The following is a 19,768-nucleotide window of genomic DNA, read 5'->3' as shown; positions in this document are numbered from 1 at the left end:
GCCATGAACGCGAATGTAGAAACCCAAGCCCGGAAACTGAAAAGCGCCAAACCGCAGGCCCGTACCAGCTTCGCCGCGCTATGGCAGCCGGCGTTGCTGCAGGCCTTCGTCAAGCTCGACCCGCGCCAACTGCAGCGTGCGCCGGTGATGCTGGTGGTCGAGCTGACGGCGATAGTCACCACCGTACTGTGCTTCATCCCCAACCCTGCCGTGAGCACCGGCCTGGCGGTGCAAATCGCCCTGTGGCTGTGGTTCACCGTGCTGTTCGCCAACTTCGCCGAGGCACTCGCCGAGGGCCGTGGCAAGGCCCGCGCCGACAGCCTCAAGGCCACTGGCCAGGGGCTGATGGCTCGGCGCCAACTCGGTGTCGATCAGTACCAGGCGGTGGCCGCCAGCCAGTTGCGCAAGGGCGATATCGTGCGCGTCGAGGCCGGCGAGCTGATCCCCGGCGACGGCGAGGTCATCGAAGGCATCGCCGCGGTCAACGAGGCGGCGATCACCGGCGAATCGGCGCCGGTGATCCGCGAGTCCGGCGGCGATCGTTCGGCAGTCACCGGCAACACCCGGGTGGTGTCCGACTGGCTGCGGGTACGGATCACCGCCAACCCCGGCGAATCGACCCTGGACCGGATGATCGCCCTGGTCGAAGGCGCCAAGCGGCAGAAGACGCCGAACGAGGTGGCGCTGGACATCCTCTTGATCGGCCTGAGCCTGATCTTCCTGCTGGTGGTCGCCACCCTGCAGCCGTTCGCCCGCTTCGCCGGCGGTGAACTGCCGCTGGTGTACCTGGTGGCGCTGCTGGTGACCCTGATCCCGACCACCATCGGCGGCCTGCTGTCGGCCATCGGCATCGCCGGCATGGATCGCCTGGTGCGCCTCAACGTGATCGCCAAGTCCGGCCGCGCGGTGGAGGCGGCGGGCGACGTGCATGTGCTGCTGCTGGACAAGACCGGCACCATCACCTTCGGCAACCGCCGTTGCAGCGCGCTGTTCAAGGCGCCGGGGGTTTCCAGCCAGGCCTTGGCGGAAGCCGCGCTGCTGGCCTCGTTGGCCGACGACACTGCAGAAGGCAAGTCGATCGTCGAATATCTGCGTGGCCTGCATCCCATGGCCGAGCCGGCGCGCAGCGAAATTGAGGTAGTGCCGTTCAGCGCCGAGACCCGCCTGTCCGGGGTGAACTGGAACGGCCATATCTACCGCAAAGGTGCGGTGGACTCTGTGCTGCTGTTCCTCGGCCTGCCGCGTGACGGCATGCCGGCAACCCTGGCCCGCGAGGTCGAGAAGATCGCCCAGAGTGGCGGCACGCCGCTGCTGGTGGCCGGCGATGGTCAGCTGCTCGGCGCCATCCACCTCAAGGACGTGGTCAAACCGGGCATCCGCGAGCGTTTCGCCGAGTTGCGGCAGATGGGCATCCGCACCGTGATGGTCACCGGCGACAACCCGCTGACCGCTGCCGCCATCGCCGCCGAAGCCGGTGTCGACGACTTCATCGCCGAAGCCACGCCGGAGAAGAAGCTGCAGCGCATCCGCAGTGAGCAGGCCGAAGGCAAGATGGTCGCCATGTGCGGCGACGGCGCCAACGACGCCCCGGCGCTGGCCCAGGCCGACGTTGGCATGGCGATGAACGACGGCACCCAGGCCGCCCGCGAAGCGGCCAACCTGGTCGACCTGGATAGCGACCCGACCAAGCTGCTCGATGTGGTGCAGGTCGGCAAGGAACTGCTGGTGACCCGCGGCGCGCTGACCACCTTCTCGGTGGCCAACGACGTGGCCAAATACTTCGCCATCCTCCCGGCGCTGTTCGCCAGCATTTACCCGCAGCTCGGCGCGCTCAACATCATGCAGCTGCACAGCCCGCAGAGCGCGATCCTCTCGGCCATCGTGTTCAACGCGCTGATCATCGTCGCGCTGATCCCCCTGGCGCTGCGCGGGGTGCGCATCCAGGCCCTGGATGCCGCCAGTCTGCTGCGGCGCAACCTGCTGATCTACGGCCTGGGCGGCATCCTCGCGCCCTTTGTCGGGATCAAGCTGATCGACCTGCTGCTGGTGGCGGTGGGCTTGGTGTAGCGCTTTTTTCTCCCCTCTCCCACGCTTTGTTATGAAGAGCAGGAGAGGGACCGGGGGAGAGGGCAATCGGCAACGCAAAAGCCCCTCTCCCTAACCCTCTCCCACAAGTGGGAGAGGGGACTGATTCGGTGCAAACCTGAAAATTTGGAGAACGAACATGCTCAAGCAACTTCGCCCAGCCATCAGCCTACTGGCGCTGATGACCCTGATTACCGGTGTGGCCTATCCGCTCGCCGTCACCGCTGTCGCCCAACTGGCGTTCCCCGCGCAGGCCAACGGCAGCCTGGTGCGTGACAGCCAGGGCACGGTGCGCGGCAGCGCGCTGCTGGCGCAGAACTTCGAGGGTGAGGAGTGGTTCCAGCCACGGCCGTCGGCGGCGAATTTCGCCACCGTGGCCAGCGGCGCCAGCAACCTGGCGCCGAGTAACCCGGCGCTGGCCGAGCGCATCGGCAAGGACGCCGAGCGCCTGGCCGAAGCAGGCCAGGGCAAGGTGCCGATGGAGCTGGTCACTACCTCCGGCAGCGGACTCGATCCGCACTTGTCGCCGGCCGCGGCCGACTACCAGGTTCCGCGCATCGCCGCCGCCCGCGGCATGACCACGGACAGCCTGCAGCGCCTGGTGCAGCAGAACACAGAGACGCCGCTGGTGGGCCCGGCGGTGGTCAATGTGCTGGCGCTCAACCTGGCCCTCGCCGACAATCCCGCTATTGCCTCCATCCATAAAGTGCATGAGTGAACTGCATGAGTGACGCCGTCCGCGCCGATGCCCTGCTGGCCGATATGCCCAAGGCCGGGCGTGGCCAGCTGAAAGTCTTCCTCGGCGCGGCGCCGGGGGTCGGCAAGACCTTCGCCATGCTGCAGGCGGCGCAGGCGCAGTTGCGCCAGGGCGTCGACCTGCGCGCCGGGGTGGTGGAAACCCACGGCCGCGCGGAAACCGAGGCGTTGCTCGCCGGCTTGCCGCAGCAGCCGTTGCGCCAGTTGGAATACCGCGGCGTGCAGATGACCGAGATGGATCTCGACGGCATCCTCGCCAAACCACCGAAACTGGTGCTGGTCGACGAATTGGCCCACACCAATGCGCCGGGCAGCCGCCACGCCAAACGCTGGCAGGATGTGGAGGAGTTGCTGGACGCGCGCATCGACGTTTACACCACGGTCAACGTCCAGCACCTCGAAGCACTCAATGACCAGGTGCGCGACATCACCGGCGTGCAGGTGCGCGAAACGCTACCCGACTGGGTGCTGCAGGAGGCCGACGAGATCCTCCTGATCGACCTGCCGCCGCGCGAGCTGCTCGAGCGCCTGCGCGACGGCAAGGTCTACGTGCCCGAGCAGGCGCGCGCGGCCATCGACGCGTTCTTTTCGCAGACCAACCTCACCGCGCTGCGCGAGCTGGCCATGCAGACCGCCGCCGCGCGGGTGGATGCCGATCTCAACCGCCGTTATCGCCAACTCGGTCAGGAGGCGCCGGCGGTGCGTGGGCGCCTGCTGGTGGGGGTGGACGGCGACGCCCAGGCCGAGCGTCTGGTGCGCCATGCCAGCCGGGTCGCCGAGCGCCGGCACTTGCCCTGGTCGCTGGTGCATGTGGACACCGGTGGGCCGCGCGACGACCAGGCCCGCGCGCGCCTGCAGGCGGCGCAGCAGCTGGCCGAGCGGCTCGGCGGCGAGGTGGTCACCCTGCGCGCCGAGGAAGTGGCGCGCACCCTGATTGAACATGCCGGCGAGCGCCGCGCCAGCGTCCTGCTGGTCGGCCGTAGCCGCCAGCGTCTGCGCCGCCGCTGGCTCGGTCGCGGCCTGGCGGAACGCCTGCTGCGTTTTGGCGAGGGCCTGGAAATCAGCGTGCTGGACACCGACCCCGACCGCACGCCGGCGGCGCGTGGAGTCCGCCAGCCGCTGGTGCTGCAGGACTATCTGCTCGCCGCGCTCGCCGCTCTCGGCGCGACCGCTCTGGCCTGGGGCGTGTCGCGCGTGCTGGAGCTGCCGAACATCTCCCTGGTGTTCCTCGCCGCCGTGCTCCTGGTGGCGGTGCGCAGCAGCCTGGGCCCGGCGCTGGTATGCGCGGTGCTGTCGTTCCTGGCCTACGACTTCCTGTTCATCCCACCGATTTTTTCCCTGATCATCCAGCGCCAGGAAGACGTGCTGACCCTGTTGTTCTTCCTGCTGATGGCCGGCCTCACCGGCAACCTGGCCGCGCGCCAGCACCGCCAGCTGGAGGCCTTGCGCCAGAGCCAGGCCGAGACCACCGCCTTGCTCGAATTGTCGCGCAAGCTCACCGCCGCCACCGACCGTCAGGCGGTGCTGGCTGCGGCGGCGCAGCAGTTCGCTCTGTGGGGCGATGTCGAGGTGTGCCTGCTGGCGCGCAGCGCGGACGGCCTGTGGAAGGTCGAGGCCGGGGTGCAGCGGCTGCTCGCCGAGCAGGAACGCGCCGCCGCCGACTGGTCCTGGCAGCATGACCAGCCGGCTGGGCTGGGCACCGGCACCTTGCCGGGTGGGCGCTGGTGGTGGTGGCCGCTGTCTGGTGAGGAAGGGTCGCTGGCGCTGCTTGGCGTCAGCCCGCGCGACGAACGTCCGTTGCCGGCCGAACGTCGGCGTCTGCTGGCCGCGCTGGCCCAGCCGCTGGCCCAGGCGCTGGCCCGCGCGCAACTGGCCGAGGACCTGGAGGCCGCGCGCCTGCACGGCGAGACTGAACAGCTGCGCAGCGCCTTGCTGGCCTCGGTGTCGCACGACCTGCGCACGCCGCTGACCGCCATGCGCGGCTCGATCGACAGCCTGCTGGCGCTCGGCGAGGCGATCCCGCTGGCCGACCGCCGCGAGTTGCTGGAGGGTACCCGCGACGAGGCCGAGCGCCTGGACCGCTACATCCAGAACCTGCTGGACATGACCCGTCTCGGCCATGGCGAGCTGAAGCTGGCGCGCGACTGGGTGGCGCCGGTCGACATAGTCGCCAGCGCCCTGCAACGCCTGCGCCCGGTGCTGGCGCCGCTGCAGGTGCAGACCCGGGTGCCGGACGAGTTGCCGCTGCTCTACGTGCATGCCGCGCTGATCGAGCAGGCGCTGATCAACGTGCTGGAGAATGCCGCACGCTTCTCACCGCCCCAGGCTACCCTGCGGGTGACGGTCGAGGCCGACGCTGCCGAGCTGCGCTTCGCCGTCAGCGACCAGGGCCCGGGGATTCCCGAAGCCGAGCGGACGAAGATCTTCGACATGTTCTACACCGCCGCGCGCGGTGACCGCGGCGGGCAGGGCACCGGCCTGGGCCTGGCGATCTGCCAGGGTATGGTCGGCGCCCACGGCGGCCGGGTCACGGTCGGCGACGGCCTGGACGGCAAGGGCACCACCCTGACCCTGCACCTGCCGCTGCACCCGCAGCCGCAACTGGAAGAGGAGTGATCGGTTGAAGGCATACATTCTTGTAGGAGCGAATTCATTCGCGATGAGGCTGCGCAGCAGCCCAGTGATAGCGGCAGGGCAGGCCGTCGGCCTGCTTTCGCGAATGAATTCGCTCCTACAGTTCATGCAGCTCGTAGTCTTTGATCGTTCAATGCAGCCCAGGACGCTTCGCGTCCATGTCACATGCAGTAGGGTTGCCAGACGCGTGGCAACCATCGGAATCGCTTAAGCGAACGAGAGAAATGACGAGCAACCAACCGACCATCCTGGTCATCGACGACGAGCCGCAGATCCGCAAGTTTCTGCGCATCAGCCTGAGCGCCCAGCAATACAGGGTGCTGGAGGCCGGCAATGGCACGGAAGGGCTGGCGCAGGCGGCGCTGGCCAAGCCGGATCTGGTGGTGCTCGACCTCGGCCTGCCGGACCTGGACGGCAAGGCCGTGCTCGCCGAGCTGCGCGAATGGTCGACGGTGCCGGTACTGGTGCTCTCGGTGCGCGCCAGCGAAGGCGAGAAGGTCCTGGCCCTGGACGGCGGCGCCAACGACTACGTGACCAAGCCGTTCAGCATCCAGGAGTTCCTCGCCCGCGTGCGCGTGTTGCTGCGCCAGGCCGGCAATGGCGAACAGGCGCCGGCGCAGGTCAGCAGCGGTCCGCTGAGCCTCGATTTCGCCTATCGGCGGGTGAGCCTGGATGGTGTCGAGGTCAGTCTGACCCGCAAGGAATACGCCGTGCTGGCGCAACTGGCGCGGCATCTGGGGCGGGTGGTGACCCAGCAGCAGTTGCTCAAGGACATCTGGGGCCCGACCCATGCCGAGGACAGCCACTACCTGCGAGTGGTGGTCGGCCATCTGCGGCAGAAGCTGGCTGACGACCCGGCCGCACCGCGCTTTATCGTCACCGAGGCGGGGGTCGGTTATCGACTGCGCGAATGCTGAAGAACGGTCTGGCGGTTGCGGGTGAGCTGCGTGTCGGCAGCCTGGGCATGGCTCAGCGCTCGTCCTGCTCGTACTTGTCCAGGGTATCGCTGGCGATCTGTCGACCCAGTTCGATCAGTTCCGGTGCCTTGTAGAACTCGAAGAAGCGGCAGGCGCGCTTCGGTACGTTGATCAGGATATCGGGCGGATAGCCGGCGATCTTGTACTGCGCCAACGAGGTTTGCATCACTTCGAAGCTCTGGTTGATCAGCTCCAGCAGCGAGGCCGGGCCGATGGTGTTGACCACCACCGAGCCCGCGGCGGACTTCGGCGCCCCTTCGCTTTCCGGCGCGGCGACCGGTTGTTGCGACTGGGGTGAGGCCGGTTCGTCAATCCAGGGATTGGGTTGCGCCGGGTTTATCTCGCGCTCACGCACCAGCAACGCCAACGCCTGTTCACTGCCGTTGCTTTTGCCGAGGAACGATGGCAGCCGCGTGGTCAACGAGTTCATCAGCTGATCGAAGCGTCCCTTGAGGGCCGGCGGTCGTTCGATCGTCGGCAATTGGTACTGCCGATGGTTGGTGGCGTTGAGGTTGACGGCGATGATCAGGTCGCAGTGGCTGGACACCACCGGCACGATCGGCAGCGGGTTGAGGATGCCGCCGTCGACCAGCATGCGGTTGCCTTGCACCACAGGGGTGAACAGGCTGGGAATCGCCGCCGAGGCGCGCATGGCCTGATGCAGGCAACCTTCCTGGAACCAGATTTCCTGCTGGTTGGTGAGGTCGGTGGCGACGGCGGTGTAGGGGATGTTGAGGTCTTCGATATTGATTTCGCCGACAATCTCGCGGATGCGGCCGAACACCTTCTCGCCACGGATGGCACCGAGGCGGAAGCTGACATCGACCAGGCGCAACACGTCGAGATAATCCAGGCTCTCGATCCAGGCGCGGTACTCGTTCAGCTTGCCGGCGGCATAGATGCCGCCGATCACCGAGCCCATCGAACAGCCGGCGATACAGGCGATGTCATAGCCGCGGGCTTCCAGTTCGGCGATCACGCCGATATGCGCATAGCCGCGCGCACCCCCCGATCCCAGAACCAGAGCCACTCGCTTGCTCATCGTCAATCCCCCCGAAATGCCTATAGTTCGAACATACGCGCGCTGTCTCAATGCGCCAAGGCGGGCTCGGGTAAAATTGCCTGCCAATCGTCGTGCGTGCTCCTGAGATGGGCGATGCGTTCGGCGCGGAGGGCACTTTCCGGCCGATCTGTCGTCCTACTGGCGGTGCCGGGCGTGCTCATGACGGGCGCTGATGTCCTCTAAACTCCCACTTCCATGATTTCCCCTTGCAAGGAGCAATATCGATGAAAGCCTTGATCTGCCTGTCCGTGATGGCTCTGCTGCTGGTTGGCTGCGCCGGCAAAACGGCGTACCGCGACAGTTGCGCCAATCAGCTGGATAGCGCCTGGAAGGAACTGGACCTGGCCAAGGCCGAAGGTTTCGCCGGCACCGTCAGCTATTCCAAGGCGTTGTCGTTGCTCACCGCGGCCAAGACCCAGCAGCAATTCGAGGGCTACCAAGGCTGCACGGAGAAATCCGAGAAGGCGCGCTTCTACATTCGTGAATCACGCGCCGGGCGCTGATGAGAAGCGCCCCTCGAAGAGAGGGGTGCATCGTTCACTGGCCCTGTATCCGGGCGCTGTCGCTGATGGCGTTGCAGTTGTCCGGATTGAGGCAGTAGGTGAGGTACACCGCCTGCTTGCCGCAGCCACGCACACCGATGGTGTATTCGGTACGTTCCCAGCCGAAGCGGGTTTCAACCACCTTGCTGGTGAGCACGCTCGGCGTCACGCTCTGGCAGTTGAGCTCGAAGGCAGCCCGCGCCGTGGTGGCCTTGATCGCTGCTTCCTGGTTCTGGGCGATGAACTGCTCGTTGGTCATACAGCCGCCGAGGGTGGCGAGGACGGCGACAAGTAGGGGGAAACGCTTCATGCAATCACTCCTGAGGGACAGTGGTGCTAGTGTAGCCCGGCGCGTTGATTACCCACCCGTCTGCACAGAGGTTCCGATGCAGCTCGATTTCACCACTCTTTCTCCGCTGGAGGCCTACCGCTGGCTGGCCGCCAGCGTGACTCCACGGCCCATCGCCTGGGTCTCCACCCGCTCGCAGACGGGCATCGCCAACCTGGCGCCGTTCAGCTTCTTCCAGGTCATCAGCGACGAGCCACCGACCCTGATGGTCAATGTCGGCGTGCGCGACGACGGCAGCCTCAAGGACACCCTGCGCAATGTGCAAGACACCGGCGAGCTGGTGATCCAGCTGGTGTCCGCCGCCCAGGCCGAGGCGATGAACGCCTCGGCGGCGCTGCTGGCGCATGGCGTCAGCGAGTTCGCGCACTGCGGTATCGCCAGCCTGCCGGCCGAGCGCGTGCAGGTGCCGCGGGTGGCCGGCGCGCCGCTGGCCTTCGAGTGCGTGGTGGCGGAGGTGCAACCCTATCCGCGCGAGACGCCCAACTGCCACCTGATCTTCGCCCGCGTGCTGCTGGCGCATGTCGATGAGCGAGTGCTGGATGGCAACGGCCGCATCGACCCGCAGCAGCTCGATCTGGTCGGCCGCCTGGGCGGCAGCAATTACTGCACCACGCGCGATCGCTTTTCGATGACGCGTCCGTAGGGTGGAAAACCGCGAAGCGTTTTCCACCGAACCGAGGGTGGCTGGATGAAGCGCCATCCACCTTAGAGCCTGTCTACGATCTGCTGCGCGTCGGTCAAACTGCGTTGAAAACGGCTTCGGAATGCTCATTTACAACTCGTAAACTCCGCTTCCTCAGCCGTTTTCGCCTTGTTTGACTCTAGCTCGCGAGATCGTAAACAGGCTCTTACAAGTCTTGCGCACCGTGTCCCGCTTTCGTCAGCAAAGGTTGCCGGCGCTTTGCCGCGTGCCGGCGGGCCAGTAGCATCGGGTTTCAGATCAACAAGGAGTGATGCATGCACACGAAACTGGATGCCTGTCTGCACGCGGTCAATCAGGTGCTGCTCGGCAAGGAGGCGCAGGTGCGTTTGGCCATGACCTGTCTGCTGGCGCGCGGCCATTTGCTGATCGAAGACCTGCCGGGGATGGGCAAGACTACCCTCAGCCACGCCCTGGCCCGGGTGCTGGGCCTGAGTTTCCAGCGCATCCAGTTCACCTCCGACCTGCTGCCCGGCGACATCCTCGGCACTTCGGTGTTCGACAAGGACAGCGGCCAGTTCGTCTTCCACCCCGGGCCGATCTTCGCCGAGCTGGTGCTGGCCGACGAGATCAACCGCGCCACGCCGAAGAGCCAGAGCGCGCTGCTTGAAGCCATGGAGGAGGGGCAGGTGACCATCGAAGGGGCGACCCGGCCGCTGCCGGAGTCGTTCTTCGTCATCGCCACGCAGAACCCGGTGAGCCAGGGCGGCACCTTCGCCCTGCCGGAGTCGCAGCTCGATCGCTTCCTCATGCGCCTGTCCCTCGGCTACCCGGCCAAGGCGGCGGAGAAGGCGCTGCTGCTCGGCGAGGCACGGCGCGAGTTGCTGCCAAGGCTGGAAGCAATCCTCAGCCACGAGGAACTGGCCACCCTGCAGGCGCAAGTGCCGAGCGTGCGCGCCAGCGATGCGCTGGTGGATTACGTACTGCGCCTGGTGGAAGCCACCCGCAGCCAGCCGCAGTTCGCCTGGGGCCTGTCGCCGCGCGCCAGCCTGGCGCTGCTGGCGGCGGCGCGGGCCTGGGCCTTTCTCGCCGAGCGCGATTATGTGATTCCCGAAGATGTGCAGGCGGTGCTGCCTTCGGTGGTCGGCCACCGTCTGCGCGAGCGCGCGGACCCGGCCGGGCATGGCGGCGGCGCGCTGGTGCAGTGGCTGCTGCGCGAGGTGCCGGCGCTTTGATCGCCGCCATTCAGGCGCGCTGGCAGCGCTGGGTGGCGCGGCGCATTCCGCGCTCGGCCAGCGTGCGTTTGACGCAGAAACGCATCTTCATCATCCCCACCCGGGTCGGCGCGGCCTTCGGTTTGGCACTGCTGCTGATGCTGCTGGCGGCGATCAACTACCAGAACAACCTGGCCTTCGGCCTGACCTTCCTGCTCGGCGCGGTATTCATCGTCGCCATCCTGCACACCTACCGCAACCTGGCCGGCCTGACCCTCAGCGCCGGTGGCGGCGCGGCGGTGTTCGTCGGCGAGCAGGCGCGCTTTCGCGTGCGCCTGGAAAGCTCGGGACGCGCCCACCAGGCCGTCGCCATCGGCTGGCCGCCGACGCCGTTGCAGGCCTTGGACGTGGCGCAGAGCAGCGTCAGCGAGTGCGAGCTGAGCCAGCCGGCGCTGCGGCGGGGCTGGCTGCGGCCCGGGCGCTTGCGGGTGGAGAGCCGCTTTCCGCTGGGCCTTCTGGTGAGCTGGAGCTGGGTCGATCTGGATCAGGCGCTGCTGGTCTATCCACGGCCGTTGGCGGGCGAGTTGCCGCTGGCTGCCGGTGCTGCTGACGATCCCGAGGACGAAGGCGTGCGCACACTGGGGCAGGGCGCCGATGACTTCCAGGGCCTGAAAAGCTACCAGCCCGGCGACTCCAAGCGGCGTCTGCACTGGAAGGCTTACTCGCGTGGCCAGGGCCTGCTGGTCAAGGATTTCGCCGCCTTGAGCGGGCGTGATCTGTGGCTGGACTTCGCCGCTCTCGAGGGTGATGTCGAGCAGCGCCTGTCGCTGTTGTGCCACTGGGTGCTGCAACTGTCCGAGCGCCAGCAGCCGTTCGCCCTCAGTTTGCCCGGCGTGAACCTGGCCCCGGCAGTCGGCGACAGCCATCGCGAAGCCTGCCTGCGCGCCCTGGCGCTGCACGGGACGCAAGCGTGAGCACGGCGCAGCCGATCCCACGGGTCAGCCTGACCTGGCTGCTGGTCGCCCAGGCGCTGGTGATCATTCCCCACCTCGGCCATCTGCCGATGTGGATCATCGCGCTGTGGCTGGGCTGCGCCGCCTGGCGCGTGCAGATCTTCCGCATGCGCGCGCGCTACCCGAATGCCTGGGCCAAGGTGGCGATGATGCTCGGCGCCGGCGTCGGCGTGTTCCTCTCGCGCGGCAGCCTGATCGGCCTCGATGCCGGCGTGGTGCTGCTGATCGCCGCCTTCATCCTCAAACTGGTGGAGATGCGCACGCGCCGCGACGCGCTGGTGCTGATCCTGCTCGGCTTCTTCGCCGTGGTGACCTCCTACCTGTTCGACGATGGCATAGTCGCCGCGCTGTTCAGCCTGCTGCCGGTGATCGCCTTGCTCGCCGCATTGATCGGCCTGCAGCAGAGCGCCTTCGCCAGCCGCCCCTGGCCGACCCTGCGCCTGGCCGCCGGTCTGCTGCTGCAGGCGTTGCCGCTGATGCTGCTGCTGTTCCTGTTCTTTCCGCGCCTGGGCCCGCTGTGGTCGCTGCCGCTGCCGAAGGACCAGGGCGTCACCGGCCTGGCCGAGAGCATGGCGCCGGCGGACATCGCCGAGCTCAGCCAGTCCGCCGAACTGGCCTTCCGCGTCAGTTTCGACGGCCCGCTGCCGCCGCGCGCGGCGCTGTATTGGCGGGCCTTGACCCTCGACCGTTTCGACGGTCGACGCTGGTCGCAATCAAGCGGCGCCGAGTTCGCTCCGGCCCCGGCCTGGGCCAGGCGCGGCCCGGCCTACGGCTACAGCGTGATCATGCAGCCGAGTGCCCAGCGCTGGCTGTTCGCCCTCGACGTGGGCGAGACCGATCTGCCGCACACTCGGCTGATGGGCGATTTCCGTCTGCAGCGCAACCAGCCGGTGCAGCGCGCCCTGCAATACCGGGTGAGCTCCTGGCCGCAGGCGCTGCGCGAGCCGCAGGCCAGCCCGGCCACCCTGCGCCGGGCCTTGCAGTTGCCGGCCGACGGCGACCCACGCAGCCGCGCCTGGGCCGAGCAGCTGCGCCAGCGCTATCCACAACCGCAGGCACTGGTGCAGGCACTGCTCGGCCAGTTCCACGACCAGCCGTTTCGCTACACCCTGCGCCCGCCGCCAGTGGGCGTCGACAGCATCGACGGTTTCCTGTTCGACACCCGCAGCGGCTTCTGCGCCCACTACGCCGGGGCCATGGTGTTCGTCCTGCGCGCCGCCGGCATTCCCGCGCGGGTGGTGGCCGGCTACCAGGGCGGCGAGCTGAGCGAGAGCGGCAACTATCTGCAGGTGCGCCAGTTCGATGCCCACGCCTGGGTCGAATACTGGCTGGCCGGGCAGGGCTGGGTCAGCGTCGATCCGACCTTCCAGGTGGCGCCGGAGCGTATCGAACAAGGCCTGGAGCAGGCGCTCGCCGGCGAGCAGAGCTTTCTCGAGGGCTCGCCGCTGTCGCCGCTGCGCTACCGCAATATCGGCTGGCTGAACCGCTTGCGTCTGGGCTGGGATAACCTCAATTACGACTGGCAACGCTGGGTGCTCGGCTATCAGGGCGAGCAACAGTTGCAGCTGCTGCAAGGCTGGTTCGGCCGGGTCGACAGCCGCGACCTGGTGCTGGTCATGGTCGGCGGCGGCGGTGCCATGCTCGGTTTGCTGGCGCTCTGGCTGTTCCAGCCGTGGCGCCGCGAGCGTGATGTACAGCAGCGCCTGTATCGCCAGTTCGAACTGCTACTCGCCCGCCACGGCCTGCAACGTGCGGCCGGTGAAGGCCCACGCGACTTCGCCGAGCGCGCCTGCCGGCTGTTGCCGGCGCAGGCTGTGGCGATCCGCGCCTTCGGCCAGGCGTTCGAGGCGCAGCGCTATGCCGGCCGCAGCCTGCCGAGCGCCGAACTGCGCCGCCACCTGCGCCACTTGCGCCGCGCCTTGCCGTGGCGCCTGACCCGCGCTTGAGCGGCAGTCACGCACTGTGACAAGCGAGCGCCCGCTTGGCTAAGCTGCATAGACCTTGAACCAGGATGGCCGCATGTCCGCATTCGTCGATGACCTGATCGCCCAGGTGCTGACCCTGGACATCACCCTGCATGCCTGCCGCGAGCGGCTGGCGGCGCGCACCGACAGCGAAGCTTTGCATGACCTGCGCATCGCCTTGCGCAGACTGCGCAGTCTGCTACGACCCTTGCGCAAGGTGCCGGCGGTCGAGCCCTTGGAGAACGCCGCCAAGGCGGTCGGGAAATTGAGCGGGCCGCTGCGCGATGACGAGGTGCTGCTCGGCGAGTTGCAGCGACAGGGGCGTCATGACCTGCTGACCAGTCGTCAGGCCGGGCTTGAGCATGGCTATGCCGCCTTGCTGGCCAGTGCCGAGCTGCGCCGTTTGTTTCAGGTGCTGGATGCCTGGCCGCAGTTGTTTCGGCAGGCCCAGCGTGAGCAGTTGCTGCAAGGCGCGCGCAAACGCGTGGGCAAAACCCTGGCTCGCCAGCAGCGGCAACTGGCTGAGGCGCTACGCGACCCGGCCCACGACCGTCACCGTCTGCGCCTGCTGATCAAACGCATGCGCTATGGCAGCGACGCTTATCCGCAACTGACCGGGGTTGCGGGCGCGGATTATGCGGCGCTGAAGGCCGCCCAGTCGGCCCTGGGCGACTGGCATGACCTGATGCAATGGCTGGCCCGTGTCGAGCGCGAGGCCGAGCTGGCTGCTCTGGCGCCACTCTGGCAACAGGCCTTGCAGGCGGCCGAGGGCAAGGCCGACCAAGCCTTGGAGCCCTTGCTGGAGCGCTTTACCAAGAGTTGAGGGAAGCCTGGCCCGGCAACCCATCCGGCAAAGGTGACCTCGAGGTCAAGTTTGCGCGACAATGGCCGCCTGTTTCCGGAGCCTGCCCATGTCCTCATCCGATAGCCTGACCGCCGACGCCGTGCTCGATGCCACCGGCCTCAACTGCCCCGAGCCGGTAATGCTGCTGCACAACAAGGTGCGCGACCTGGCGGCTGGCGGCCTGCTCAAGGTGATCGCCACCGACCCCTCGACCCGTCGCGACATCCCCAAGTTCTGCATGTTTCTCGGCCACGAGTTGATCGAGCAGCAGGAACAGGCGGGCACTTACCTGTACTGGATTCGCAAGAAAGCCGACGCCTGATCCCTAGGTTGGCGCTGAGAGCAGCGAAGCCCAACGGCGCGGTAGGGCCTGGCTTCGGCGTTGGGAGTGCCGCCGCCCGTTGGGCTTCGTCGCTGCGCTCCTCAACCCAACCTACGCGCTGTATCGGATTCGCAAGAAGTCCGGTTGAGTCCGCTGCGCCCGACGCTTTCAGGCGCTCTGCTGCAAGCGGATACGCCGCTTCGCGCTGCGCGCCAGACGGATGGCGAGCATCAGCGCCGCGCAGGTCAGGCCGACCACCAACCCCTGCCATAGCCCGCTCGGCCCGCTCGGGGCGCCGAACCAGTCGCTCAGGCCGAGCGCATAACCCACCGGCAGGCCGATGCCCCAGTAGGCGAACAGGGTCAGCAGCATGGTGATGCGGGTGTCCTGATAGCCGCGTAGCGCGCCGGCGGCGGTGACCTGGATGGCGTCGGAGAACTGGAACAGCGCCGCATACACGATCAGCGTCGCCGCCACCGCGATCACCTGCGGGTCCGCCGTGTAGATGCCGGCGATGCCGTGCCGCAGCCACAGCATCAGGCTGGCCGACAGACAGGCGTAGGCCAGCGCCGCGCCCATCCCCACGCCGGCGGCGAAGCGCGCCGTGCGCGGCTCGCCGGCGCCCAGGCTCTGGCCGATGCGCACGGTCACGGCCATGCCCAGCGAGTAGGGGATCATGAACACCAGCGAGCTGAAGTTCAGCGCGATCTGGTGGCCGGCGACCACATTGGCGCCGAGGCCGCCGACCAGCAGGGCGATCACCGCGAAGATGCTCGACTCGGCGAACACCGCGATGCCGATCGGCAGGCCGATGCTGAGCAGGCGCTGGATCGGCTGCCACTGCGGCCACTCGAAGTGGCTGAACAGCCGGCATGGCTGATACACCGGCGCCCAGCGCACCCAGCCAAGCATGCCGATGAACATGAACCACATCACCGTGCCGCTGGCCCAGCCGCAGCCGACTCCGCCTAGGGCCGGAAAGCCCAGGTGGCCGTAGATCAGCACATAGTTGAGGGGAATGTTCAGCAGCAGGCCGCCAATGCCGATCAGCATGCTCGGCCGGGTACGGCCCAGGCCGTCGCTGAAACAGCGCAGCACGTGATACAGCGCCACTGCCGGAAAGCCCATGGCGATACCGTACAGGTAACCCATGCTCGGGGTGACCAGCCCCGGATCGATGCCCATCAGCCGCAACACCGGCTCGGCGCCGAACACCAACAGCGCCGCCGCGCCGAGGCCGACCGCCAGCGCCAGCCACAGGGCCTGGCGCACCAGCGGGCCGATCTCCTCCACGTTGCCGGCGCCGACGCGTTGCGCGACTTTGGCGGTGGTGGCCAGCAGGATGCCGGTCATCAACAGAAACACCGGCACCCAGATCGAGTTGCCCAGGGCCACGGCGGCGAGGTCGCGCGGGCTGACGCGGCCGGCCATGACGGCATCGACGAAGCCCATGGCCGAGTGCGCCAGCTGGGCGATCATGATCGGGGTGGCGAGCGCCATCAGCGTGCGCAGCTCGCGCAAGGTACGGATAAAGCGATGTTCGGAGACAGGCACGGTTTGATCCAGGTTCGAGCGGCACTATGTCGGCAGTGCGTTCCGGGCACTCGTGCTGCCTTGAGATGCGCGCGGCAAGCGCGGCAGGCAGGACTTGCAGAAGAGCGGCTAGTCTACTTCTTGACGCAGGAGACAGGAAAGTCCGTGTGCCGGCAGTGGGCGACGTGGCCGGCGCGACTGCCCTAAAATGGCCGCCCGAGTTTAGGAGCCTGCGATGCAAATTCTTGCCGACGAAAATATCCCGCTGGTCGAGGCCTTCTTCGCTGGCTTCGGCGACATCCGCCGTCTGCCGGGGCGTGGCATCGACCGTACCGCCCTGGCCGACACCGAGGTGCTGCTGGTGCGCTCGGTGACCCAGGTCGACCGCGCCCTGCTGCAGGGCAGCGCGGTGCGCTTCGTCGGCACCTGCACCATCGGCACCGACCATCTCGACCTCGATTACTTCCAGCAGGCCGGCATCGCCTGGGCCAGCGCGCCCGGCTGCAACGCCCGCGGCGTGGTGGACTACGTGCTCGGCAGCCTGCTGACCCTGGCCGAGGTGCATGGCGCCGAGCTGTCCCGGCGCTGCTACGGCGTGGTCGGCGCCGGCCAGGTCGGCGGGCGGCTGGTCGAGGTGTTGCGTGGCCTCGGCTGGCGCGTGCTGGTCTGCGATCCGCCGCGCCAGGCCGCCGAGGGCGGCGACTTCGTCAGCCTCGAAACCATCCTCGCCGAGTGCGATGCGATCAGCCTGCACACGCCGCTGGATGCCGGCACCCGCCATCTGCTCGACGGCGAGCGCCTGGCCCGGCTCAAGCCCGGCACCTGGCTGATCAACGCCAGCCGCGGCGCGGTGGTGGACAACGCCGCGCTGCGCGAGCTGCTCGAGCGGCGTGCGGATCTCGATGCGGTGCTGGATGTCTGGGAAGGCGAGCCGCAGGTGGACGTCGAGCTGGCGCGGTTGTGCCGGTTGGCGACCCCGCATATCGCCGGCTACAGCCTGGACGGCAAGTTGCGCGGCACGGCGCAGATCTACCAGGCGTTCTGTGCGGTCAACGGCTTGCCGGCGAGCGTGCAGCTGGACGAGCTGATGCCGGCGCCCTGGCTTCCCGAGCTGAACCTGGCTGCCGGCACGCCGCCGGCCTGGGCGCTGGCTACGCTGTGCCGCGCGGTATACGACCCGCGCCGCGACGATGCCGACTTCCGCCGCAGCCTGACAGGCGACGTGGCGGCGCGCCGCACGGCTTTCGACGCCTTGCGCAAGCACTATCCGCTGCGCCGGGAAATCGATGGCCTGCGCGTGCGCCTGAACGGCGAGGCACCGGAACTGGCGCAACTGGTGCGGGCACTGGGGGCGGTACTGGTATGAGGGGTTTGCCCTCTCCCGGCAGGAGAGGGCTGAGCAACATCAGTCGTGCTTAGGTGCCGAAACCCAGGCCTTGTCCAGTTCGCGACAGGCCTTCTGGATCATCTTCTCGGTGATCGGGATTTCGCGCCCCTCGGCATCGATGACCGCACCGCCGATCGGCTTCTGCTGCTTGAGTGGGATCACGCGTTGCTGGGATGTGCTGCTGTTTCTGCTCATGGCCAGTCTCCTCTCTCCGGTAACGCGTGCAGTCTAGAAAGCATAGATGAACGCGCGGTGACAGTGGAATTTGCCCAGGATTGGTGCGGCTCGCATCGATCGAGGGCAGCGATGATGGCGCAGATCCGTCATCATCCCGGGTTGTGGTCAGCCGGAAGTAGAGCGAAGCAGGCTCTGTGCCAGCGACTGGTTGTTTGGTCTTATGGATTATGGGCTCCCAGGGCGGGGCGTGTTCAACGAGGTAGGCATGACGCGATTTCATCTGGGCCTGATCATTAACCCATTGGCCGGGCTCGGTGGCCCGGCGGCGCTCAAGGGCAGCGACGGGGTGGCTGCCGAGGCGCTGGCGCGCGGCGCCGAACCGCGCGCCGCGCAGCGCACGCGGATTGCCTTGGAGTGTCTGCGGCCATTGGCCGAGCGCATCGAGTTCCTCACCTTGCCCGGCGCGATGGGCGGCGACTTGCTCGGCGAGATGGGCTTTGCCCACCGCCTGCTCGGTGCTGCGCCGGGCGCGACGACCAGCGCCGCGGACACCCAGCGCGCCATCGGCCTGCTGCAGGACGCCGGCGTGGCGCTGATCCTGTTCGCCGGTGGCGACGGCACCGCGCGCGATGTCTGCGCGGCGGCGCGCGAAGGCCAGCCGGTGCTGGGGATTCCGGCTGGGGTGAAGATCCACTCCGGGGTCTACGCCATCAGCCCGCGCGCGGCCGGCGAGCTGACCCGCCGGCTGGTCGAAGGCGGCCTGGTGCGTCTGGCCAGTGGTGAGGTGCGCGATCTCGACGAGGCCGCGCTGCGCGAGGGTAAGGTGGCCGCGCGTTGGTACGGTGAGCTGACCGTGCCGGAGGAGGGCGGCTTCGTTCAGCAGGTCAAGCAGGCGGGCATGGAGTCCGAGGAGCTGGTGCTCGGCGAGCTGGCCGCCTGGCTGGAGGACAGCTGGGAGGCGGACGTGCGCTATGTGCTTGGCCCCGGCTCGACCCTGCATGGTCTGGCCCGTAGCCTGGGCCTGGAGACCACTCTGCTCGGTGTCGACGTGATCGAGAACGGCCGGCTGATCGCAGCGGACGTCACCGAGGCGCAGCTGTTCGCCCTGGTCGACGGTCATCCGAGCCGGCTGCTGGTCACCGCCATCGGCGGCCAGGGCCACATCCTCGGCCGTGGCAACCAGCAGATCAGCCCGCGGGTGCTGCGCGCCATCGGCCTCGAGCACTTACGGGTGATCGCCACTAAGCGCAAACTGCGCACCCTCGAAGGCCGCCCGCTGCTGGTGGACAGCGGCGACCCGGCGCTGGATGCGGCCTTCCCCGATGCGGTGCGGGTATGGGCGGGGTATAAGGAGGAGCTGCTGTATCCCGTTGGTTGGGATGTCGCGGGTAGGGATGTGTGAAGCGAGCCGAATGGGCTGACGGGGAATTTTGATGGCCAACCTGGAAAACCTGCCTGCCTGTCTGCGCCCTGGCGACCGGGTGGTGCTGTTCGACGGCGTCTGCCGTCTGTGCAGTGGCTGGGCGAAGTTCCTCATCCGCCATGACCGGGCGCAGCGTTTCAAATTGGCCTCGGTGCAGTCGGCCGAAGGTCAGGCAATCCTTGCGTGGGTTGGATTGCCCACCGACCGTTTCGACACCATGGCCTACGTCGAGGACGGCCGCCTGTTCGTGCGCTCCAATGCGGTGCTGAGCATTCTCACCCAGCTGCCTTGGCCCTGGCGTGCTCTGACGATCTTGCGTCTGTGCCCGCGTCCGCTCAGGGATTGGTGCTACGACCGTATTGCCCTGAACCGTTACCGTTTGTTCGGCCGCTACGCTACCTGCCTGATTCCCTCTGCCGATCATGCCGGGCGCTTCCTGCATGAGTGAACCGGAGGCTGGACGGATTGCCCTGCTGGTACGCCTGTCGCTCGCGCTACTGTTCCTCTGCCACGGCCTGGTGCCCAAGCTGCTCTGGCTCAGTGCGGACGAGGTGCGGATGATCACCGCCCATGGCTGGACCGAGGTGGAGCGGGTCGCGCAACTGGCCGGCGTGCTTGAGCTGGGCTGGGCCGGCGTGCTGTGCGTCGTGCGTTGGCAGCGTTGGCCATTGCTGCTGACTGCCGGCTTGCTCGTTGGCCTGTTGCTGGATGTGGCCTGGTTTGCTCCGGAGTTGCTGATACAGGCCTTCAATCCGCTCAGCACCAACCTGTTGGGTCTGAGTCTCTGTCTGATCGGCTGGCTGGTGGAGGCACCACGCGCCGGGCAGACTGTCCCTCACTAAGTC

The 19,768-nt window shown here is 67.6% G+C and carries 19 protein-coding genes; 15 read left to right on the top strand and 4 right to left on the bottom strand.

What is annotated here, in order from left to right; translation table 11 throughout:
- Nucleotides 1-3: 3 nt before the first annotated feature.
- From kdpB to D3880_RS13810, 4 genes are all read left to right on the top strand, one after another.
- Nucleotides 4-2,067, top strand: coding sequence for a potassium-transporting ATPase subunit KdpB (gene kdpB, locus D3880_RS13825; RefSeq protein ID WP_119894024.1), 2,064 nt, complete (start codon nt 4-6; stop codon nt 2,065-2,067).
- Nucleotides 2,068-2,224: 157 nt separating this feature from the next.
- A complete protein-coding gene (gene kdpC / locus D3880_RS13820; RefSeq protein WP_119894023.1) occupies nt 2,225-2,803 on the top strand; it encodes a potassium-transporting ATPase subunit KdpC in 579 nt (192 codons plus the stop codon).
- A 5-nt stretch (nt 2,804-2,808) separates the two neighbouring features.
- Complete coding sequence (locus D3880_RS13815; protein WP_119894022.1) at nt 2,809-5,457, top strand: sensor histidine kinase; 2,649 nt, start codon at nt 2,809-2,811, stop codon at nt 5,455-5,457.
- A gap of 242 nt (nt 5,458-5,699) precedes the next feature.
- Nucleotides 5,700-6,392 (top strand): response regulator, encoded by a 693-nt coding sequence (locus D3880_RS13810; protein WP_119894021.1) that lies wholly within the window; start codon nt 5,700-5,702, stop codon nt 6,390-6,392.
- Nucleotides 6,393-6,444: 52 nt separating this feature from the next.
- Here the strand turns inward: D3880_RS13810 and D3880_RS13805 are convergent, their stop codons facing one another.
- Nucleotides 6,445-7,494, bottom strand: a complete 1,050-nt coding sequence (locus D3880_RS13805) for a patatin-like phospholipase family protein (protein WP_119894020.1) — start codon at nt 7,492-7,494, stop codon at nt 6,445-6,447.
- Between the two features lie 245 nt (nt 7,495-7,739).
- On the opposite strand from D3880_RS13805, the gene D3880_RS13800 reads away from it, so the two are divergent.
- On the top strand, nt 7,740-8,018 hold the full coding sequence (locus D3880_RS13800; protein ID WP_119894019.1) for an Interleukin family protein: 279 nt from the start codon (nt 7,740-7,742) through the stop codon (nt 8,016-8,018).
- Nucleotides 8,019-8,052: 34 nt separating this feature from the next.
- On the opposite strand, the gene D3880_RS13795 is transcribed toward D3880_RS13800, so the two are convergent.
- On the bottom strand, nt 8,053-8,367 hold the full coding sequence (locus D3880_RS13795) for a hypothetical protein (RefSeq protein ID WP_119894018.1): 315 nt from the start codon (nt 8,365-8,367) through the stop codon (nt 8,053-8,055).
- Between the two features lie 76 nt (nt 8,368-8,443).
- On the opposite strand from D3880_RS13795, the gene D3880_RS13790 reads away from it, so the two are divergent.
- From D3880_RS13790 to tusA, 6 genes are all read left to right on the top strand, one after another.
- The gene (locus D3880_RS13790) at nt 8,444-9,049 is read left to right on the top strand and encodes a flavin reductase family protein (protein ID WP_119894017.1); all 606 of its coding nucleotides are present in this window, start codon (nt 8,444-8,446) and stop codon (nt 9,047-9,049) included.
- A gap of 314 nt (nt 9,050-9,363) precedes the next feature.
- A complete protein-coding gene (locus tag D3880_RS13785) occupies nt 9,364-10,281 on the top strand; it encodes an AAA family ATPase (RefSeq protein ID WP_119894016.1) in 918 nt (305 codons plus the stop codon).
- Complete coding sequence (locus tag D3880_RS13780; protein WP_119894015.1) at nt 10,278-11,234, top strand: DUF58 domain-containing protein; 957 nt, start codon at nt 10,278-10,280, stop codon at nt 11,232-11,234. The genes D3880_RS13785 and D3880_RS13780 overlap by 4 nt, the downstream gene beginning before the upstream one ends.
- Nucleotides 11,231-13,219, top strand: a complete 1,989-nt coding sequence (locus tag D3880_RS13775) for a transglutaminase TgpA family protein (protein WP_119894014.1) — start codon at nt 11,231-11,233, stop codon at nt 13,217-13,219. Before D3880_RS13780 ends, D3880_RS13775 begins: the two co-directional genes overlap by 4 nt.
- Nucleotides 13,220-13,292: 73 nt before the next feature.
- Nucleotides 13,293-14,060 (top strand): CHAD domain-containing protein, encoded by a 768-nt coding sequence (locus D3880_RS13770; RefSeq protein WP_119894013.1) that lies wholly within the window; start codon nt 13,293-13,295, stop codon nt 14,058-14,060.
- A gap of 88 nt (nt 14,061-14,148) precedes the next feature.
- Nucleotides 14,149-14,403: a sulfurtransferase TusA gene (gene tusA, locus D3880_RS13765; protein ID WP_119894012.1), complete on the top strand. Its 255-nt coding sequence runs from the start codon at nt 14,149-14,151 to the stop codon at nt 14,401-14,403.
- A 168-nt stretch (nt 14,404-14,571) separates the two neighbouring features.
- Here the strand turns inward: tusA and D3880_RS13760 are convergent, their stop codons facing one another.
- Nucleotides 14,572-15,903: an MATE family efflux transporter gene (locus D3880_RS13760; protein ID WP_119895743.1), complete on the bottom strand. Its 1,332-nt coding sequence runs from the start codon at nt 15,901-15,903 to the stop codon at nt 14,572-14,574.
- 268 nt (nt 15,904-16,171) lie between these two features.
- On the opposite strand from D3880_RS13760, the gene pdxB reads away from it, so the two are divergent.
- Complete coding sequence (gene pdxB / locus D3880_RS13755) at nt 16,172-17,302, top strand: 4-phosphoerythronate dehydrogenase PdxB (protein WP_119894011.1); 1,131 nt, start codon at nt 16,172-16,174, stop codon at nt 17,300-17,302.
- Between the two features lie 39 nt (nt 17,303-17,341).
- On the opposite strand, the gene D3880_RS22780 is transcribed toward pdxB, so the two are convergent.
- Entirely contained in the window at nt 17,342-17,518 is a 177-nt protein-coding gene (locus D3880_RS22780; RefSeq protein WP_162935004.1) for a PA1571 family protein, read from the bottom strand.
- 247 nt (nt 17,519-17,765) lie between these two features.
- On the opposite strand from D3880_RS22780, the gene D3880_RS13750 reads away from it, so the two are divergent.
- From D3880_RS13750 to D3880_RS13740, 3 genes are read left to right on the top strand one after another with little or no spacing between them, the layout of a single operon-like run.
- The gene (locus tag D3880_RS13750) at nt 17,766-18,902 is read left to right on the top strand and encodes an ATP-NAD kinase family protein (RefSeq protein ID WP_119894010.1); all 1,137 of its coding nucleotides are present in this window, start codon (nt 17,766-17,768) and stop codon (nt 18,900-18,902) included.
- Between the two features lie 31 nt (nt 18,903-18,933).
- Nucleotides 18,934-19,371, top strand: coding sequence for a thiol-disulfide oxidoreductase DCC family protein (locus tag D3880_RS13745; RefSeq protein WP_119894009.1), 438 nt, complete (start codon nt 18,934-18,936; stop codon nt 19,369-19,371).
- Nucleotides 19,364-19,765 carry a DoxX-like family protein gene (locus D3880_RS13740; RefSeq protein ID WP_119894008.1) on the top strand — a complete coding sequence of 134 codons (402 nt, stop codon included), beginning with the start codon at nt 19,364-19,366 and terminating at the stop codon, nt 19,763-19,765. Before D3880_RS13745 ends, D3880_RS13740 begins: the two co-directional genes overlap by 8 nt.
- Nucleotides 19,766-19,768 lie beyond the last annotated feature (3 nt).

It is taken from the genome of Pseudomonas cavernae (assembly GCF_003595175.1).
In the GTDB taxonomy this organism is placed as follows: domain Bacteria; phylum Pseudomonadota; class Gammaproteobacteria; order Pseudomonadales; family Pseudomonadaceae; genus Aquipseudomonas; species Aquipseudomonas cavernae.
Note: the sequence above shows the minus strand (reverse complement) of the source record. Positions and strands in the feature narration are given on the sequence as shown.

What these genes read in the sequence shown, in the direction of transcription:
- D3880_RS13745 (WP_119894009.1), top strand. Translation starts at nt 18,934, where the DNA reads ATGGCCAACCTGGAAAACCTGCCTGCCTGTCTGCGCCCTGGCGACCGG.
- D3880_RS13810 (WP_119894021.1), top strand. Translation starts at nt 5,700, where the DNA reads ATGACGAGCAACCAACCGACCATCCTGGTCATCGACGACGAGCCGCAG.
- D3880_RS13740 (WP_119894008.1), top strand. Translation starts at nt 19,364, where the DNA reads ATGAGTGAACCGGAGGCTGGACGGATTGCCCTGCTGGTACGCCTGTCG.
- D3880_RS13770 (WP_119894013.1), top strand. Translation starts at nt 13,293, where the DNA reads ATGTCCGCATTCGTCGATGACCTGATCGCCCAGGTGCTGACCCTGGAC.
- D3880_RS13785 (WP_119894016.1), top strand. Translation starts at nt 9,364, where the DNA reads ATGCACACGAAACTGGATGCCTGTCTGCACGCGGTCAATCAGGTGCTG.
- tusA (WP_119894012.1), top strand. Translation starts at nt 14,149, where the DNA reads ATGTCCTCATCCGATAGCCTGACCGCCGACGCCGTGCTCGATGCCACC.
- D3880_RS13760 (WP_119895743.1), bottom strand. Translation starts at nt 15,903, where the DNA reads ATGGCGCTCGCCACCCCGATCATGATCGCCCAGCTGGCGCACTCGGCC.
- D3880_RS22780 (WP_162935004.1), bottom strand. Translation starts at nt 17,518, where the DNA reads ATGAGCAGAAACAGCAGCACATCCCAGCAACGCGTGATCCCACTCAAG.
- kdpB (WP_119894024.1), top strand. Translation starts at nt 4, where the DNA reads ATGAACGCGAATGTAGAAACCCAAGCCCGGAAACTGAAAAGCGCCAAA.
- D3880_RS13805 (WP_119894020.1), bottom strand. Translation starts at nt 7,494, where the DNA reads ATGAGCAAGCGAGTGGCTCTGGTTCTGGGATCGGGGGGTGCGCGCGGC.
- pdxB (WP_119894011.1), top strand. Translation starts at nt 16,172, where the DNA reads ATGCAAATTCTTGCCGACGAAAATATCCCGCTGGTCGAGGCCTTCTTC.
- D3880_RS13800 (WP_119894019.1), top strand. Translation starts at nt 7,740, where the DNA reads ATGAAAGCCTTGATCTGCCTGTCCGTGATGGCTCTGCTGCTGGTTGGC.
- D3880_RS13815 (WP_119894022.1), top strand. Translation starts at nt 2,809, where the DNA reads ATGAGTGACGCCGTCCGCGCCGATGCCCTGCTGGCCGATATGCCCAAG.
- kdpC (WP_119894023.1), top strand. Translation starts at nt 2,225, where the DNA reads ATGCTCAAGCAACTTCGCCCAGCCATCAGCCTACTGGCGCTGATGACC.
- D3880_RS13790 (WP_119894017.1), top strand. Translation starts at nt 8,444, where the DNA reads ATGCAGCTCGATTTCACCACTCTTTCTCCGCTGGAGGCCTACCGCTGG.
- D3880_RS13795 (WP_119894018.1), bottom strand. Translation starts at nt 8,367, where the DNA reads ATGAAGCGTTTCCCCCTACTTGTCGCCGTCCTCGCCACCCTCGGCGGC.
- D3880_RS13750 (WP_119894010.1), top strand. Translation starts at nt 17,766, where the DNA reads ATGACGCGATTTCATCTGGGCCTGATCATTAACCCATTGGCCGGGCTC.